Here is an 18,117-nt window from a genome sequence, read left to right on the forward strand (position 1 = left end):
TTTTGCTCCTTACTTCTTTTCATCGTTTACTCCTTTTACCGTGTAAACTCATTCCAGGACAAGTCAGATGATGTTACTGTTGGTACAGTCTATTTTAACAGTCGAAAAGCATTCCTGGTGTGACTTGTTGTTCCTCATTGGTGCAAACAAATTTTTACTTGATTACGCAATGCACGCTTCGTTATGCTATCTTTCGGCATGCGGCATTACGAGTATAAACCGCCCGAAGAACTACGGGAGAGTATACAGGAATTTTGGTACACGATAATAGAGTTTGGTGAGCAGCCTTCAAATTTTGAAGTATTGCCCGATGGTTATGCCGAGATCGTTTTTCTTTTTGGTGCCGCTTGCAGCGTATCCACTCCCGAAGGCTTGCAGCCTTTGCCGTCACCATTTCTGATGGGACTGCTTGGCCAGCCGGTGATATTAAATGCGCAAGGCCGTTTGCAGGTATTGGGGGTAAGGTGTTTCCCATGGACAGTGTTCGATCTGCTGGACTTACCGGCAGGTAACGAGAGTGTTCGCGTTTTTACACACCCTATCGCCCAACTTCAACCCGTTTTAAACGGCTTAATGGCTGCAGATCGCGCCGATGATGCGTTGGCTTTGCTGAAACAATATTTTTTAGAACACAAAAAGCATATAGCAGATCCTATGCTGCATAAAGCTGGCGCTGCCTTAAACAATGCCAACGGCACTATTCCGGTGAGTGAGGTGGCTGAGGCTGCGCACGCTACGGTACGTACACTGGAACGGAAATTTAAGCAAGCCGCCGGCCACACCGTAAAAGATGTTTCGGGGGTTATGCGTTTTGAGCAGGTCCGAAACCGCTTATGGCTTACTCCCGCCGCCAACCTTGCTGCTTTAGCCGCCGACTTAGGCTATACCGACCAAGCACATCTTAGCCGAGAGTTTAAACGCTACAGTGGCACTACGCCGGCAGCTTTCGCCCGTAAAGCTAAAAGCGGCAATTCGGCTGTGGCCAACTTTGTCGCGTTTGTACAAGATTAAGGCTGTTGTCAGCCGCACATTTGCATCATAAATAAATGATGCAATACTATGTTATTGAAAGATAAAAAGGTAGCCGTTATCGGCGCCGGTCCAGTTGGGCTTACTATGGCCAGGCTGCTACAGCAAAGCGGGATCAATGTTACCGTATACGAAAGGGATGCCAACGCGCAAGCACGTATATGGGGCGGCACGCTTGATCTTCATAAGGAGTCTGGACAGATAGCGATGCAAAAGGCGGGACTGCTGGAGCGCTACTACGCAATGGCAGTACCAATGGGCAGAACCATTGCCGACGAACAAGGTAATATCTTGTTCACCAAGATGCCAACGCCACAAAACGAACACGACAACCCTGAAATCAACCGCAACTCCCTCAGAACCTTATTGCTGGAAAGTTTAACCCCGGGCACTGTTCGGTGGGATAGAAAATTAAAGGGCCTTGAGGCAGATAACGATCAATGGGTATTACATTTTGAAAATAAGCCGGATGCCACTGCCGACTTTGTGATTGGCGCTAACGGTGGCATGTCAACCGTTAGGAAGTACCTTACAGGTACAGAGGTGAAGGATACCGGGACGATCATAGTGCAGGGAGAGGTGCACGATGCCGCTGTGCGTTGTCCCGACTTTTACCAACTGTGCAATGGCAATATCCTGATGGTATCCAGGAAAGGCACTTCGGTGGTTGCTAACCCTCGTAACAACGGGGTTTTAAGCTACGGTGTAATGTTTAGCAGTGCTGTTGAGCCGGGGGTTATAAGTGCCGGATTGGATAGGGATAGCATTATCAAATACTTGACCAGCAGGCTTGCACAATGGGCTGATGTTTACAGGCAGCTGTTTGCGGCAACCAACTCTTTTTGGGTACTGCCTACAAAGAAATTGCCCTTAGATAAACCTTGGAAAAGCGAAAGACCACTGTTGGTGACGCTTATTGGCGATGCTGCTCACCTTATGCCGCCTTTTGCAGGGCAGGGTGTAAACACAGGTTTAACGGACGCACTAATTTTGTCGGATAATCTTACCAACGGCAAGCACGCCAGCATACAGGCTGCTATAGAAGATTACGAACAGCAAATGTTTGTTTATGCGGCAGAGGCGCAACGCCAGTCGGCTGCGAACGAGTTGGAAATGCGACATCCTGATTTTTCATTTCACAGGTTTATTCGTTAGCTTTTGATAAGCGGGGCAGCGTTGGGGTGAGTTGGTATTGAAGGGCGACTTCGCTAGTCGACTCACCCCCCGCCCCCCTCTCTTCACTTCGTGTAAAGAGGGGGTGCTGTCGACTGACTTTCTAACCCTCTTTGCTCGCAGCGGAGAGAAGGTCGACGAGTGATAGCGATGTCGGGGTGAGTTGGTAGTGCTCGTGAGGAATGGTTCTGCCTTATTCACGCCGGTGGATGTTCATTTCTTTTGACACCAAAAGAAACGAACCAAAGAAACTTAGCGTAGCGATCTCATTAACGGAGTGAATAAAGTGCCGGCTACGTTACGTTCTTTCGAAGTTGGTGCTTTAGCAATGCCTATACTGCCGGAACGTTCCTGATACCGGTTTTAAATGTGCTTGTTCTGGCTGTGCAGCTCTTGTTTTGTAATTCTTCTTACCCTCTTTGCGCGCAGCGGAGAGAGGGTCGACGAGCGATAGCGATGTCGGGGTGAGTCGGCGTGGGTTAGCAGTGCTCGTTCTGACACTGCGTCATTGCAAGGGGCGAAGCAATCTTCGACTTTCAAATAGCTACCTGCTTTTGTCGTGTTTGTACAAGCGTAGGGGAGGTGCATTGTGCAATTTTATACCGTAGTCATCAATCGGCTACAATTGAACTATGGAACCATTCAAAAACAAAAGAATACTTATTTCCGGCGCAAGCATAGCGGGGCTTTCCTGCGCCTGGTGGATGAATAATTTAGGGTATAGCGTAACTGTTGTGGAAGTTGCAGGTCAGCCACGCACCGCCGGCTCTGCTATTGATATACGCGGGAATACCGTTGATATAGCACGCCGCATGGGCATCCTTGATGAACTGGAGGCAAATAAGCTCAATGTAGAACAGGTAATATTTAAAAATGCCGAAGACGTTTCTGAACGCACCATGGTGCTCGACGGCAATGATGACGAAAACAACGAAGTGGAAATTGAGCGGGATAAGTTTATAAACATCCTGTTTGCCCGGCTTAAGAACAACGTGGAGTTTATTTTTAGCAATAGCGTTGCCGCTTTAAACGACACCGGGGATAATATTGAGGTTACTTTTATAAATGGGGCACAACGCACGTTCGATCTTGTGCTAGGCTGCGACGGTTCACATTCCGGCACCAGGAAGTTGTGGTTTGGTCCCGAAGCGGAGTACGCGCATTTCATGGAGGCGTATTTCTCTATCACGATAGTGGACAAGCTGCTGGTAGAGCAAAATACCATGCAAATGTTTAACGTGCCGAATAAAGCCGTTATGCTTAATGCATATAAGAATAAAACTGATGTCATCTTCTGCTTCCATTCACAAGAGGAGATCCCTTATAGTTACCGCGATGTTGAGCAGCAAAGAAACCTTATCCTGGAACATTTTGCCAGTGAGGGCTGGCGCACGCCGGAACTATTAAACGAAATAAGGCATTCGGGTAATTTCTATTTTGATAAATTCTGCCAGATAAAGATGCCTGCATGGGTAAAGGGTAGGGTAGCGTTGGTTGGTGATGCGGCTTATTGCGCTTCGCCGGCCGCAGGTATGGGTGCATCATTATCAATGATAGGGGCGGCAGCGCTGGCCGATGCCTTAGTTGAACACGGGGGTGATTACAACCTGGCGTTTGCGGCTTATGAAAAAAGCATCCGTTCTTTTATTGAAGAAGTACAAGCCACCGCCGAAAAGAACGTACTGGAGAATTTTATTCCCAGGACTGAAGAAGCTATTCGGGAAAGAAATGAAAGGGAAGAAATCTTTTGATTGTCTTAATTCTGTCTCGAGAAACAAAGCGATCAATCAGTAGGCAAGTAATTATCAAACATTCCCATGCGTCATTGCGGAACGAAGCAATCTTCGATGGAAAGGTCGACGACAGGCATGTCGGTGATTGCCACGTAATTGCTCGCGGCGAATCTACTCACCCCCCGGCCCCCTCTCTCCGCCTTGCGGAAAGAGGGGGTGTTGTCATGTATATATTATAAGGCAGTCTAATCTTAACCCTCTTTGCGCGTAGCGGAGAGAGGGTCGACGAGCGATAGCGATGTCGGGGTGAGTCGGTCAGTGTTATAGTCTGAGTCAGAATTTTCAGAATCGTCTGAACTCGAATTTCTGAAATTTAAAGATTTAATAGAATTTAAAACAACCAGTCCAGCCAAACATTCACTCTTGACTCTTGACTCTTGACTCTTGACTCTTGACTCCGATATTCTTATTCGTAAACGCTTGAAACTTCAGACTTAATTAGTTACCTTTGCACCACAATTAACAAAAGTTTACACGCTTTAATATTATTCAGGTAATGTATTTAAGTAAAGAAGCAAAGGCAGAGATCTTTGCACAACACGGTAAAGGCGCAACTGATACAGGTTCAGCCGAAGGTCAGGTAGCTCTTTTTACTACGCGTATCGCGCATTTAACTGGTCACTTAAAGAAAAACAAACACGATTTTTCTACACAGTTATCACTTCAGAAGTTAGTAGGTAAACGCCGCGCATTGCTGGCTTACCTATACAAAAAGGATATTAACAGGTATCGTGCTATCATCAAGGCGTTACAGCTGAGGGATATCATCAAATAACTTTTGTTGAAAAACAAAAAAAAGCCGTCCGCCTAAGCAGGATGGCTTTTTTAATTTCTGAAACAATTTTTACAAACATAAAAAAGGTGTGCTCCTGAAGATGAAAAGCGCACCGCAACACAAACAAGATGAGTTTAAATGTAATTAAAAAGGTAATCGATTTAGGTGACGGCCGCACCATTGAGATCGAAACCGGTAAACTGGCCAAACAAGCCGATGGCTCGGTAGTAGTAAAAATGGGTGACACCATGTTGCTTGCTACTGTAGTATCATCAAAAGAAGCGAAAGAAGGCATTGATTTCCTGCCCCTTTCTGTAGATTACCAAGAGAAATACGCTGCCACCGGTCGTATCCCGGGTGGTTTTTTACGCCGTGAGGCACGTCTGTCAGACTACGAGGTTTTAATTTCTCGTTTGGTTGACCGCGCCCTGCGCCCCATGTTCCCTGAAGATTATCACGCAGATACACAGGTGATGATATCCCTGATCAGCGCTGATAAAGATATCATGCCTGATGCGCTTGCGGGTTTGGCAGCTTCAGCAGCTTTATCTGTTTCGGATATCCCTTTCAATGGTCCTATATCTGAAGTACGTGTAGCTAAAATTGACGGCCAGTTGGTTATAAACCCAACTTTAAGCCAGTTAGCAAATGCAACTTTAGAGTTTATTGTAGCAGGTAACCAGCACGACATCAACATGGTGGAAGGCGAGAGTGCCGAGATACAGGAAGATGAACTTGTTGAGGCTATTAAATTTGCGCACACTGCTATTAAAGTACAGTGCCTTGCACAAATTGAACTTACCCAGGAAGTTGGCAAAACAGAAAAACGTACTTACAACCACGAGCATAGCAACGAAGACCTGAAAAAGGCTATCTACGAAGCTACTTACCAGCAGGTGTATGACATTGCTTCTTCGGCTTCTGCTAAAGACGAGCGCAGTGCAAAATTTAAAGCTGTACGTGACGCTTACATAGAAACCCTTGGCGAGATAGACGATATCACTAAATCGTTAGCAAAAAAATACTACCACGACGTAGAGTATGACGCTATCCGCAACCTGGTACTGGACGAAGGCAAACGCCTTGACGGCCGTACTACTACGCAGATACGCCCAATCTGGAGCGAAGTTGGCTATTTGCCATCTGCTCACGGCAGCGCGGTATTCACCCGTGGCGAAACACAGTCATTAACTACCGTTACCTTAGGTGCTAAGGACGACGAGCAGATGATTGACGGTGCGTTCATTAACGGTTACCAGAAATTCCTGTTACACTACAACTTCCCAGGTTTCTCTACCGGTGAGGTTAGGCCTAACAGGGGTGCCGGCCGTCGCGAGATTGGTCATGGTAACCTGGCTATGCGTTCGTTAAAACGCGTATTGCCTGCTGAGGACGAAAACCCGTACACTATCCGTATCGTTTCTGACATTCTTGAATCTAATGGTTCGTCATCTATGGCAACTGTTTGCGCCGGTACGCTTGCGCTGATGGATGCCGGTGTGAAAATTGCTAACCCGGTTTCGGGTATTGCAATGGGTTTGATCACCAACGAAATGGGTACTAAATACGCCATCCTTTCTGACATCCTTGGCGACGAGGATCACTTAGGTGATATGGACTTTAAGGTAACCGGTACCAAAAACGGTATTGTTGCTGTACAGATGGACCTCAAAATAAACGGTTTATCTTACGAAGTGCTTGCTGCTGCCCTTCACCAGGCAAAAGATGGTCGCTTACATATCCTTGGCGAAATGGCTAAAACCATTACCGAACCACGTGAGGATTACAAGCCACACGCTCCGCGCATTATCACCATCAAGATCGATAAAGAATTTATTGGTGCTGTAATTGGGCCCGGCGGTAAAATCATCCAGGAAATGCAACGCGAAACCGGTGCTACTATTTCTATCGAAGAAGTTAACAACGTTGGTATAGTACAGGTATTTGCTGATAACAAAGCATCTATTGATGCAGCTGTAGGCCGTATCCGTGCTATTGCTTCTAAACCGGAAGTAGGCGAGATCTACGAAGGTAAAGTACGCTCGATAATGCCTTTCGGCGCGTTTGTCGAGATCATGCCAGGTAAAGATGGCTTGCTGCACATCTCTGAAATTGACCACCGTCGTATTGAAACAATGGACGGTATATTCCAGGTAGGTGATGAGGTAAGGGTTAAATTGCTTGACATTGACAAGCAAGGCAAACTGAAACTTTCCCGTAAAGTTCTATTGCCAAAACCTGAAGTTAAAAAGCCGGAAAACAACAACTAAGAATTGTATTCTGATAACAACAAAGCCCTCATTAACGAGGGCTTTGTTGTTATTATTTTTTTTTAAACTTTGAAAACAAATCAGCTATTAGGCGGTTTGGTATAATTAAGTATAAATGTGCTAAAAGAAAATAAAGCCGGTCCTGTATATTGAAAATGACGTCTACTATGAACGACCCGCTTGGTTTTCTCAATAACTCGGGGGGTATGAACGGTGGCCCGCAAGCCGACCTCATACAACAGTTATTGTACGAAATTATAAGGGTTAAAGAGCTTATTGCCTATTACGATTCCATCCCAAACGGGGCGGGGCAGCTTGGCTCGTCCATACTTAACGAATTGGTTACCGAAGCGTACAACTCCCTCGTGAACTATGATACCGTTCTCATGAAAAAGTACTATGATCTGTTGCTTAACTGCGATTGATCTTTTAGTTACTTCTTCTTCTCTCCAAAAACTTTCTCTCTTAATTCCTGCGATATGTCATCAGTGACTTTGATAATGTCATCTGCAATGTGGCCGTTGTTTATAATAACGCGATCGCAGGTGTCCCTAAATGGCAGCAGGAACTCTTTATAAGCCGGTACAACGTGGTTGTGCCATTTGTAGCTGGCATCTTCGTTGGAGTAGCCACGCTCGGCAAGGTCGCGCTTAAGGCGGCGGCGCAGCGCAACTTCCTCATCCGCATCAATAAAAATGGTCATGTCCAGGTCGTTGGCTACCTTCTTAAAATGCAGGATGAATAAGCCCTCTACGATAATAATAGGTGCGGGTTTTATCTCCAGCATCTTGGGTACAATGTTGGGGTTATTGAAGGTGTACTCCTGCTGATAAACCGTTTCCCAGCGCATTAGCTTACTGATGTCTGCCTCAAAGCGGTCTGCGTCAATGGTGCTGGGGAGGTCAAAGTTGTACAACTTGTTCTCCTCCTTGGTCATGTTGTGGGCTACCGGGATGTAATAATCATCCTGCGATACAAGGCACACCTCATCAGCAGTAAAATGCTCCAGGAAACATTTCAAAAAAAAGGTCTTTCCGCTGCCGCTTCCGCCAGCAACGCCAACAACAAAAGGTTTATTCATTAGGAGTGCCGTAGCTAATATTTACATGAAAACGTTTGTCCAGCGCGCCGATACTGTCGGCAACGTTCTTGGTCATTACAATAACCACATCTTTGGTTTGCTGGTTATCGGTAAAGCGGCCAACTACTTTTGCAAAGGTGCTTTTACCGGTCATGGGGTTGCTTATGCGCATAATAGTGCCAATAGGGGCAGTGCGGTGTAGTATAAGCTTCTTGTTGGGATCAAGGCTGGTATCTTCTATCCAGGTGGCAACACCGCGCTCGTTCTTTTCAAACAAACCGTACTTGTTGGTACCGGGGCGGTGTTCGCCCATTGTATCTGCCGGTGCAACCATTGTGGAGTCGCGTTTGGCTAGCAGGCTATCATTAGCAACTGCAGCCGGTGTCGGCGGAGGTGGAACGTTGCTGCGGATGGTAAGCAGCTGGCCCGGTTTAATGCTCTCTGTAAGTTTGTTAGTGGCGGTAATGTCCTCCACAGTAGTATTAAAACGTTTTGCAATAGAGTAGAGCGTTTCGCCTGCGGACACTTTGTATTGCTGGGAGGTTATGCCATTGGCGTTGGAATTTGCTACCTGCTGAGCGGCTTTTTGATCAACCGGGTTTTGTACCGTCGGGGGAGCTACTGTAGTAGTTGCGGGTTGTGTTTGCTGCTGCGTTATAGGTTTATTTTGTTGTGTTTGTGTAACCGGCTTGTTTTGCGGTGGTGTTACAGTGGCCTGTTCTGATACGTCAAACGGTCGCTCTGTAGGCACCTTTATTATTTTGCCGATTTGCATACCGGCATTGTTATTAAAAGAGATAATTGCCTTCGGGCTCACACCGTATTTACGGCCAATAGAGTAGTAATTGTCTTTTGGATCCAGCTTATGGAGGATCACTTTTTTGCCGTTCAGATTTTCAATGCCTACTGAATCTACAAGCGGGCGGGCAAAAAGAGTTGCTGATAAGGACAGCAATATGGTAGATAACAATACGATCTTAAATCTCATAATGTGTTATTGAACAAAAATTTACAAGCGCACGGCCTTTAACTCGGTCTTGTTTTTAATGTAAACCAGTACGTTTTTATGTAATACAAACGCCTCCGGCTGTAATTTTTGTATACCACTGTTTAAAACATCGTGGTAAACAATATTTGCACCATCTATTATAAACATGTGCTGTTGCAGCACCCCGTTTTCAAATGTGTGCAAAGATACAATTATGTACTTATTGTAATGGAGGTAATGCACCATATTTCCGTACGGTTGCAAAGGCAGGTAATCTTGCGGCAACTGCTGCGCTGAGATCATTGATGGTACGACTATACTATTGGCTAAAGGTTTATCAGCGGGAGTGTAATTTCTTAAAACAGCACCGGTGGCTATATCAAGCAGTACCGTTTTTTTTGGCTGTAGTGCGGTGTTGTAAGCCGCCAGGCCATTAAGGGTAAGGCCGTCGAAAGCAAAGCTGTAATTAGCCCACAAGTTAGTACCGGTTTGTGCATCAATCGCGATAATACCTTTATGTTCGGGGCTGTTCTCGTTTTTATAGTAGTGAAGCAGTGTTACGCCGCCGTAAACCGCTTCCAGGCCAACCAGCCAGCGTTCTTCTGTCTGGTAATCCTCGAAATTTATAAGCCCCGTATTCAGGCTTAAAGAGGTAAATCTCACCTGCTTTTCGGCTTCACTACGCAGTTCCAAAACAATTGCGTCACTCAGCTCATCAATTTCCATGCGCCACACCGGTGCGGTAAAACAATGTGTTAATAACGGGGCCAATAGTTTGTCCATTGTTAAATTATGTGCAAATATGCTCATTAATATTAAATGTGCTTACCTTTATGAACAATGCCTCCTGAAGGCTGTTACACCAAAACACACACAATATTTACCATGGACGCGAAAGAAATTAGCCTAGAAGAAAAGAAAGTAAAACCAGTTGTAGATCACCTGAACGACTTGTTAGCCAATTACCACATTCACTATCAAAAATTGCGTGGCTGCCACTGGAACGTAAAAGGACAAAGCTTTTTTACCCTGCATGTAAAGTTTGAGGAATTGTATACAGAAGCACTGACTACAATTGATGAACTGGCCGAACGTATACTTACCCTGGGTAAACCACCGTATAGCACATTTAACGATTATATAACCACATCAACAATAAAGGAGATTAATACAATTGGTATGAAAGATACCGATATGGTAAAGGCCTTGATTGATGATATGGCTACGCTGATTGAAATGGAGCGCCAGCTGCTTGATATTACTGCAGAAGCAGGCGACGACGGCACCAACGATATGGTGAATCGTTTTATGCAGTTTAAAGAAAAGAACACCTGGATGCTGCGTTCGTTTGTGAACGAAGATTAATTTGTAACAGGTATAACAAAAAAAGCGATGGAGAAATCCATCGCTTTTTTTGTTAACGATATTTATTTGGAAAAAGAAAATATACTTTTATCAATAGACAAGTAACCTAGTTTGCGATAACTCTCAAACTGCGCTTCATTAAAGAACTGGTCGCCGGTTGACTCTTGCGGAAACTCGGGGTTGCTCATGTAGTACTCACGTACATCAGTTGCATTATCATCGGTAAGTGTGGTTTTCACATAAATTAATTCCCCTACATCAGTAACACCAGGGTAATGTATTTTGCCGGTAACGGCATGCGCCAATGAAAAGCCGGTATCTTTATCTTTTTTGGTAATCTTAGTTGTGTCAATCTCAATTTCAACACCAAAATCAATCCGGCACCGCCTTATTGCATTGGCCAGGCCTTCACAATTGGCTTTGCTGTCCTGCTCGCCATCAACCAGCACAATTGTGCTGCATTTTCTTCGCACCAATTCATAGAGGCCCATATTATCAAAGTGCCCGCCGTCTGACAGGTATACGTAATCGTTATCAATATCTGTATCGCCCACTAAGTCCTTAACAAGATACCCTATGCCGGCGGTCGGCTCAGAATGTTTCCACCTGTCTTGCCTGGGGTTGCCAATCCATCGGCCCAGCCTTACATTGAACATTGTGAGTAAAAATGCCGTTGCGGCAGATGAATGATAACCCATATTTGGGCTAACTGCAGCGCCGGACATAGCCATTACCGAACCTAACTGTGGACCCATCGGCGCGGAATACCTGTCTGTGTTACGGTAACCATAGTTGAATTTTGAAGATTTATTATTGATGGCTGACTTGGTTGCGCTAAAATCAAACCCACAGTAAAGTGGCGAGAATATGAAAGATTCGGCCATGCGGTCTTGCCTGTCCAGCTCACTTGCATCAGTGGCATTCAGTGCAGTATTGAGTATAGGGTAGGGGCCAATATATCTGCCATTTTTTCCCTTGTACTTGAAATCTGTAAGGGGCAGATCATCCCTTTGATCAAAGCCTGTAAATGAGTTTGCCGTATTATCACGGTCATCCCTTCTGCGTGTTGCACCCAGGTAGGCCCGCGTAAGCCGATTGCGATAAAAGTGGTGTAAAGAAAACTCGTTAACACCAGTGCGCCAGCTTATAATCCAGGTAATTACAATTAAACCGCCGGATAACAGTCCAAAGCAGCTGGCTAAAGTTTTGGCATTAGCGTTTTCAATGTCCACAAATACTCTTGTAAGTGCCTCTAGGGTATATGCACCTATCAGCAGAAAACCTAACATAAAGAGATATGGAACAAACCGCACAAACATATCTGCGGCTTTTGATTTCCCTGGGTCAGATTTTTTACCTTCAGATGCAGCGTTAAATGCCATTTTTACACCTGCGCCAACAAGGCCGGCCCAGGTAGCTGCGGTACCTATTATGGGTGCAAGTTCTTTGGGGATATACTTGCTATTATATCTTATGTAATCTGGCAGTAGTAGGGCACCTGCTGTTACCAACAACCACAGGAGAATAAAGCGATGTACAATGCCGCCCATACGGCCCCACCATTCACGTTTTTCGTCCGGGAACAATAACCCCATTAAAGCCATGCGTGCTACAATAGAAACGCATACTACTTCGATAATAAGCGGAGGGCCTAATATGAATATCTCCTTTTCGTAAAAATTGGTAATGCCGCACTTAGCTACAGGCAAATTGCAGAACAGCGTCCAAACAGCTGTTAAAGCAGCCAACCCCACCAGAGCGGCTATTAATGATGAAATGATAATCCAGCACCAAATACGAAGCCAACCTGGTACAACGTAAATTTTGTATGTGCCCATCTCATTGGCTTGTGACGCATACTTACCAATTGATGCTACTGTAATCATTAAAGCGGCACCTACCGCAGCGACAGGCCAAAGCTTGTTGCCGTTGTACAAGTAGCCGCCAAGTTCAGGTAACCCTGCATAGAGCCAGGAGCTGATAATACAACCAGCTAAAACGGCCCAAAACACCATCAGGGATGATGTATAAGCATTTGCAATAAGAGGCTTGGTATTAACTCCGTCCACGGTTTTGTATCCTCTCATTCCAAAGCCGGTTAGCAAAGCTGCCGGTGCCAACAGTATGAAACTCCAAATACCGACGGACCAATTGCTATAGTTGTTACCGGTTGATTGAAATATACGCCACAGGTTAAAAAAAGCAGAAACGAGTGCAAGAACGCTTAGTAGTAATAGCAACAATATGCATTGATTTATGGTTGTGTTTCTTAACCAGGTCATGCCGGTGGTCCAGGCGTCCGCAGACATAATGCTGGCGTTTGGAGACAAGTAGTTGCTGTACATACGCAACCAGCGAATAGGCCTTACTTCGTCAGCCATCGGATCGGTAGACTTAGCAGGGTTTAAACGATTGCTGATCTTGGTTACAGAGCCGCCACGTTTTATCCATGATATTAGCCAGGACCCGATGTATCCGCCGCCTGACACGGTTGACAGATAATCAAAAGAACTAAGTTGACCCAGGTAAGCCAGTTTTTGTATAACACCAAGGCTGAATGTTGCCGAGCGTATGCCCCCGCCTGATAGTGCCAACCCTTTAAGTTTCATATCCGACGCGAGCAGAAAAGGGTCGGGGTCTACCGCGTGTTTAGGGGTATTTGATGGAGGTACCATCCCGGGTTCTAATTCTTTACGGCGGCTTTCACGGCTCTGTTCAACCTCCTTTAGTTCCTCTGCAAAAAAGGTGTCAAATGGTAATGGTGCGTTTGCCGTTATAAGACAATTCTTTAGCTTTTCGTTGTTCTCCAGGAGCTCAATTGTCAAAGATCTTCTTGGTTTTCCCTTAATGTTGCCCGCCCACCATTTATCCCTTTGAGCGTTTTTGATCAAGCCAGTAGTCGAAGTTTCTTTGGGTTGTTCCGTATTATCATAAGCCTGGTAAGTACGGTCATAATTTTTAATCTTGTTTCCGCCCATAGCAAGTATTACTTGAATAGGCACATAGTTCAGAATCCTCGCTAACTCTGAACGCTCGTTGGCGTCAGCAAACAACATAGCCCTAATTTTTTTTCTCCAGTAGGTGGGTGGCTGGTAAATGTCATTGCTGTTGGCGGTCATCTGCATGGTTGCAATTGCTGCGTCGCCCCCACTTTTTATCCAACTGTAAAGCTGATGTACCCGCCTAAAGAACTGTTTTTTAAGCGTATTTTCATCCAGCAGCTCTCTGCTCATGAAAACTTCTTTTATGCGATTATACTGCTCCTGTGAGCAATGGTCATTTGTGACAATTTTATTTTCGCTGAAAAACTTGTCTTTACAAATATCCTGGTAAATAGTAATGTAAGATACCGCGTGCGCAGTTAAGTCTGTGATAATGTCCATGTTGTGAGTGGTTTAGGTGATACTTTTGAATGAACATTATAAATATAATACTCCTTTTATGAATATTTAAAATATTTACAAAATAATGTATCAATAAATGTTTTATACATGCGGCTTGAAGATCAGCTTTAAGATACGTTGATTTTATAACCTATAATAACATATGTATTATTTTACATTTGATATTTAATCTCAATATGAAAAGGCGTTAAAATAAAAAAGAGCGATGAAAAAATTCATCGCTCTTTAGCAGGCATATTGTGTATCTGGTATTAGAACCGATATCCTAATGTAAGGAACGCGCTGTTATTGGTCTTATTAATTAATGCACTAGGGGTATTGCTGCCAATCTCGTAAGGGAAGACTGTTTGGCTACCGGTGGAGTGCATGTATGTTGCATCCAGGTAATAGTTTGCGAAACGCAGGCCTATACCACCACTTGCAGTTTTAATGTCGCTACCGTAATTTTTACGATAATCGCCCTGTATACCGTAACCCCCGCGCAGCATGAAGAAGTTTGTTAACCTGGCCTCTGCACCAATGCGGTAATTTACTGCCGATTTGTAAAGTGTTTTAATCTCAGGGTTATCCTTGTAATCTGCGTCATAACTATCGTTGCTGCTCAGGTGGGTGCTTGTGTAATCCACGTACTCAATATCACCTGTAATAAAGCCAAATTGCTTAATGAACACAGCTATACCACCAGCTACCTTATAAGGAGTGCGTAAGTTGTAGGTTAAAGCATATGGCTGATCAGTGCGGTCTTCAAAATCGCTGTTAGTTGTGCTTGACGGGTAACGTGTTCTTAAGCCTTCGCTGTATACATCATCAATGCTGTACCAAGTTGGTGTAGTAAACGTAGCGCCTAACCTAACAGCTTCCACCGGTTTGTATATTAAACCTAAGCGGGCGTTAAAACCTGTACCTCTTGTAGACTGATCTTGCGCAAAGCCGGTGCTATAGTCCAATTGTTCTGCCGGAAGTGTTGGTGTAGCCGGTAAGATAACGTTTCCGCTTTCGCTAAACAGCGACGTAGAGTTGTACCTAAGGGTTGTAAAACCAAGACCTAAACCAATGTAAAGTTTATTGCTGTAATTAGCACCTAGCGAAAAATCTAACTCGCTCAATCCGCCTGTACGGCTAATGTTTACCTGTTGGTTACCATTAGGCTGTGCATTAGATGTGAAGTTGCCGTTATTTTCTTCGATAAGATAATGGTTGTAAGCCCATGACTCCAACGATCCGCTCGGCAGGTAGTAGCCCTGGTTATCGCTCTGCTTTGAACCGTTGGCCAAGCTTGCAAAGTAATTACCTATGCTGCTGCTGTTATTAGTGCCACCATAATTGATGTTCTCATAGTAGTTATTAGTACGGCTGTAACCTATACCATAATTCACACTTAACCAGCCTTTAGTTTTATCAGCGCCACGAGCTTTCTTTAATTGCTGATAAATAACCAAAGCAGCGTTATTAAGATTACCGGTGTTGTTGGTAGCCTGTGAGCTGGTGCCAAAATAAGTTGAATTGGTCTTGATGTTGTTATATTCAGGAGTAATACTTAATTCAGAGCGGGTGAAAAAACCTAAACCTGCAGGGTTAGCGCTAACAGATGTTAGATCGCCACCAACAGCTGTACCGGCACCACCAACGCCTTTAATGCGTGCGGTAGAACCCGGCTGGCCACCTGAAAAGCGGATAGCATCCTGTGAATATTGGGCAAAACTATTTTTAGTAACCGCTACTATAGCGATCACACTGAGTAGATATTTTATTTTCATAAAGAGTTAGGTAAATCGTAAAAAATTATGGTCGGGCTGGTCTGCCGCCGCCACCACCGCCACCACCTGACGAGCTGCCGCCACCGCCACCACCCATGTTAGATGGAGGAGGAGAGTACGAACGCTCTACTTGTGTAGGCCTAGGCTGATAAGATGGCTGTTCATTACGTGTAGGCCTTGCGGGGCGGCTATAGCTACCGTTGCCGTTGCTATACCCACCATTGCTATTGGTACGTACATTGCCACCAACACTTGTTCTGGTGGGACGACCAGGATAGTAACCCATGCCGTTACCATTAGCGTAGCCAATACCGTTTCCACTACGATTACCAACTACACCTCTTGGATTGCCGCTGCCCCTGTAAGGCCGTGCTGTACCTGAGTTGTTGTAAGCCGAATAAACACCCCAGTATGGATAGCCGCCGTTGTAATAGCCCGTACCCCAGTAGGAGTAAGGCGAATAACCATAACCGTAACCGTAACCATATCCGGCATAAGGTGAAAATGCGCCGTAGCCAAACCCTAATCCGCCATATAAGCCCCATCCCGAACCGTAATACCATGGATTATAGCCTAAACCAATGCTAAAGCCACTACCATATGCATAAGGCGAGTAGCTGTAGAACGGATCATAATAGCTGAATGGGGAATAATAGCTGAAGCGGTTTATACGAGACGCGTAATCATCATAGTAATAGTAATCATCCTCGTCGTTGTAAGCATCCTCAGGTTCCTGGCGGTAAACAGGCTTTGGGGCAACATATTCAGGCTCATCACCGGCTTTTGCCTGTGAAAAGTAAACGTCGTCATTGTTTGCGGCAGTAGATGCAGTTTTGTTAACCGAGCAGGAACTCACCGCAATAGCGGCGATAAGCGAAATTCCTAAGAGTAGGTTCCTTTTCATTTTGGCTGTAAGAGTAAAGTTCAAGTTCAAATAAACGTATAAATTTATAAATTTGGCCGATAGTTATATTAATTAGAGGCAAATTCTATTCCAAAGATCAAGATATGAGCAAGGGTGTTATTAGTAAAGACGAAGATTACTCGCAATGGTTTAACGACCTTATAATAAAAAGTGACATGGCTGAATATTCGCCTGTCAGAGGTTGCATGATCATAAAACCGTACGGATATTCTATATGGGAAAAAATACAGGGCGCGCTCGATAAAATGTTTAAAGATACCGGGCACGTAAACGCTTACTTTCCGTTGCTCATACCAAAATCCTTCTTCTCCAAAGAAGCCAGCCACGTGGAGGGCTTCGCTAAGGAATGTGCTGTTGTAACACACTACCGGCTTAAGAACGATGGCAACGGGCAAATTGTTGTGGATGAGGAAGCAAAATTAGAAGAAGAATTAATTATTCGCCCAACGTCAGAAACCATCATCTGGAACACCTACCGCGGATGGATACAAAGCTATCGCGACCTGCCCATTTTGGTGAACCAGTGGGCTAACGTTATGCGCTGGGAAATGCGTACACGATTGTTCCTGCGCACCAGCGAATTTTTGTGGCAAGAAGGCCATACGGCCCATGCGACTGCACAGGAGGCAATTGCCGAAACGGAGCAGATGCTGGAAGTATATGCAGATTTTGCTGAAAACTTTATGGCTTTGCCGGTAGTGCGCGGCCGCAAAACTCCTAACGAGCGCTTTGCCGGTGCGTTAGACACCTATTGCATAGAAGCTTTAATGCAGGACGGCAAAGCCTTACAGGCGGGAACCTCGCATTTTCTGGGTCAAAACTTTGCGAAAGCTTTTGATGTGAAGTTTACCACTAAGGAAAATGTGCAGGATTATGTATGGGCGACTTCCTGGGGCGTATCAACACGCCTGATCGGAGCACTTATTATGTCGCACTCCGACGATGCGGGCTTGGTGTTACCGCCAAAACTTGCTCCTATACAGGTAGTGGTAGTGCCGATTTACAAGCACCAGGAAGAATTGGACAATATTACCACGTTTGTTAACAGCCTTACAAAAGAACTGCGGGCCAAAAACATATCCATAAAATTTGACAATCGCGATACCCATCGTCCGGGTGCAAAGTTTGCCGAGTATGAGTTAAAAGGTGTGCCATTGCGCGTTGCCATTGGCAGCCGTGATATGCAGAACGGCACTGTGGAGTTGGCTCGCAGAGATACTAAAACAAAAGAGACAGTACAACAGGAAGGTTTAGGAGCAAAAATAGAAGCCCTGCTGGAGGAAATTCAAACAAATATCTATCAAAAAGCTTTTAAATTCCGTGAGGAAAATACCGTTGAGGTTGATACCTACGAAGAGTTTAAGCGCATGCTGGATGAACAGCCGGGCTTCATTTCTGCACATTGGGACGGAACTTCTGAAACAGAGCAAAAGATTAAAGACGAAACCAAGGCTACTATACGTTGTATACCTTTAAACAACAAGCAGGAAGAGGGTAAATGCATTCTTACAGGCAAGCCATCTACCCAGCGGGTATTGTTTGCAAGGGCATACTAAC

The 18,117-nt window shown here is 45.0% G+C and carries 14 protein-coding genes; 8 read left to right on the forward strand and 6 right to left on the reverse strand.

The annotated features are described in order from the left end of the window. Window positions 1–183: 183 nt before the first annotated feature. From AC59GT_RS17330 to AC59GT_RS17355, 6 genes are all read left to right on the forward strand, one after another. Complete coding sequence (locus AC59GT_RS17330; protein ID WP_497238799.1) at window positions 184–1,011, forward strand: helix-turn-helix domain-containing protein; 828 nt, start codon at window positions 184–186, stop codon at window positions 1,009–1,011. Window positions 1,012–1,059: 48 nt separating this feature from the next. Continuing rightward, on the forward strand, window positions 1,060–2,184 hold the full coding sequence (locus AC59GT_RS17335; protein ID WP_497238800.1) for an FAD-dependent oxidoreductase: 1,125 nt from the start codon (window positions 1,060–1,062) through the stop codon (window positions 2,182–2,184). Window positions 2,185–2,834: 650 nt separating this feature from the next. Continuing rightward, window positions 2,835–3,953, forward strand: coding sequence for an FAD-dependent monooxygenase (locus AC59GT_RS17340; RefSeq protein WP_497238801.1), 1,119 nt, complete (start codon window positions 2,835–2,837; stop codon window positions 3,951–3,953). 538 nt (window positions 3,954–4,491) lie between these two features. Then, window positions 4,492–4,770 (forward strand): 30S ribosomal protein S15, encoded by a 279-nt coding sequence (gene rpsO / locus AC59GT_RS17345; protein ID WP_117381075.1) that lies wholly within the window; start codon window positions 4,492–4,494, stop codon window positions 4,768–4,770. A 128-nt stretch (window positions 4,771–4,898) separates the two neighbouring features. Further along, entirely contained in the window at window positions 4,899–7,040 is a 2,142-nt protein-coding gene (gene pnp, locus AC59GT_RS17350; protein WP_497238802.1) for a polyribonucleotide nucleotidyltransferase, read from the forward strand. Window positions 7,041–7,195: 155 nt separating this feature from the next. Beyond that, complete coding sequence (locus AC59GT_RS17355) at window positions 7,196–7,465, forward strand: hypothetical protein (RefSeq protein WP_133300140.1); 270 nt, start codon at window positions 7,196–7,198, stop codon at window positions 7,463–7,465. An 8-nt stretch (window positions 7,466–7,473) separates the two neighbouring features. Here the strand turns inward: AC59GT_RS17355 and AC59GT_RS17360 are convergent, their stop codons facing one another. The 3 genes from AC59GT_RS17360 to AC59GT_RS17370 are packed head-to-tail and all read right to left on the reverse strand — an operon-like array spanning window position 7,474 to window position 9,892. Then, window positions 7,474–8,121, reverse strand: coding sequence for a uridine kinase family protein (locus AC59GT_RS17360; RefSeq protein ID WP_117381078.1), 648 nt, complete (start codon window positions 8,119–8,121; stop codon window positions 7,474–7,476). Then, entirely contained in the window at window positions 8,114–9,109 is a 996-nt protein-coding gene (locus AC59GT_RS17365) for a LysM peptidoglycan-binding domain-containing protein (protein WP_497238803.1), read from the reverse strand. The genes AC59GT_RS17360 and AC59GT_RS17365 overlap by 8 nt, the downstream gene beginning before the upstream one ends. A 21-nt stretch (window positions 9,110–9,130) precedes the next feature. After that, on the reverse strand, window positions 9,131–9,892 hold the full coding sequence (locus AC59GT_RS17370) for a DUF4905 domain-containing protein (protein ID WP_497238804.1): 762 nt from the start codon (window positions 9,890–9,892) through the stop codon (window positions 9,131–9,133). 102 nt (window positions 9,893–9,994) lie between these two features. On the opposite strand from AC59GT_RS17370, the gene AC59GT_RS17375 reads away from it, so the two are divergent. After that, window positions 9,995–10,474, forward strand: coding sequence for a Dps family protein (locus tag AC59GT_RS17375; protein ID WP_497238805.1), 480 nt, complete (start codon window positions 9,995–9,997; stop codon window positions 10,472–10,474). Between the two features lie 62 nt (window positions 10,475–10,536). Here AC59GT_RS17375 and AC59GT_RS17380 read toward each other — a convergent pair whose 3' ends face one another. The 3 genes from AC59GT_RS17380 to AC59GT_RS17390 form a co-directional block, all read right to left on the reverse strand. Beyond that, window positions 10,537–13,857 (reverse strand): patatin-like phospholipase family protein, encoded by a 3,321-nt coding sequence (locus AC59GT_RS17380; RefSeq protein WP_497238806.1) that lies wholly within the window; start codon window positions 13,855–13,857, stop codon window positions 10,537–10,539. A gap of 272 nt (window positions 13,858–14,129) precedes the next feature. Beyond that, entirely contained in the window at window positions 14,130–15,635 is a 1,506-nt protein-coding gene (locus AC59GT_RS17385) for a hypothetical protein (RefSeq protein ID WP_497238807.1), read from the reverse strand. A gap of 25 nt (window positions 15,636–15,660) precedes the next feature. Then, complete coding sequence (locus AC59GT_RS17390) at window positions 15,661–16,539, reverse strand: hypothetical protein (RefSeq protein ID WP_497238808.1); 879 nt, start codon at window positions 16,537–16,539, stop codon at window positions 15,661–15,663. Between the two features lie 104 nt (window positions 16,540–16,643). Between AC59GT_RS17390 and proS the strand changes: the two genes are divergently transcribed. Beyond that, window positions 16,644–18,116: a proline--tRNA ligase gene (gene proS, locus AC59GT_RS17395; protein ID WP_497238809.1), complete on the forward strand. Its 1,473-nt coding sequence runs from the start codon at window positions 16,644–16,646 to the stop codon at window positions 18,114–18,116. The last annotated feature ends 1 nt before the right edge of the window (window position 18,117 follow it).

It is taken from the genome of Mucilaginibacter sp. 320_HR, from assembly GCF_059691875.1.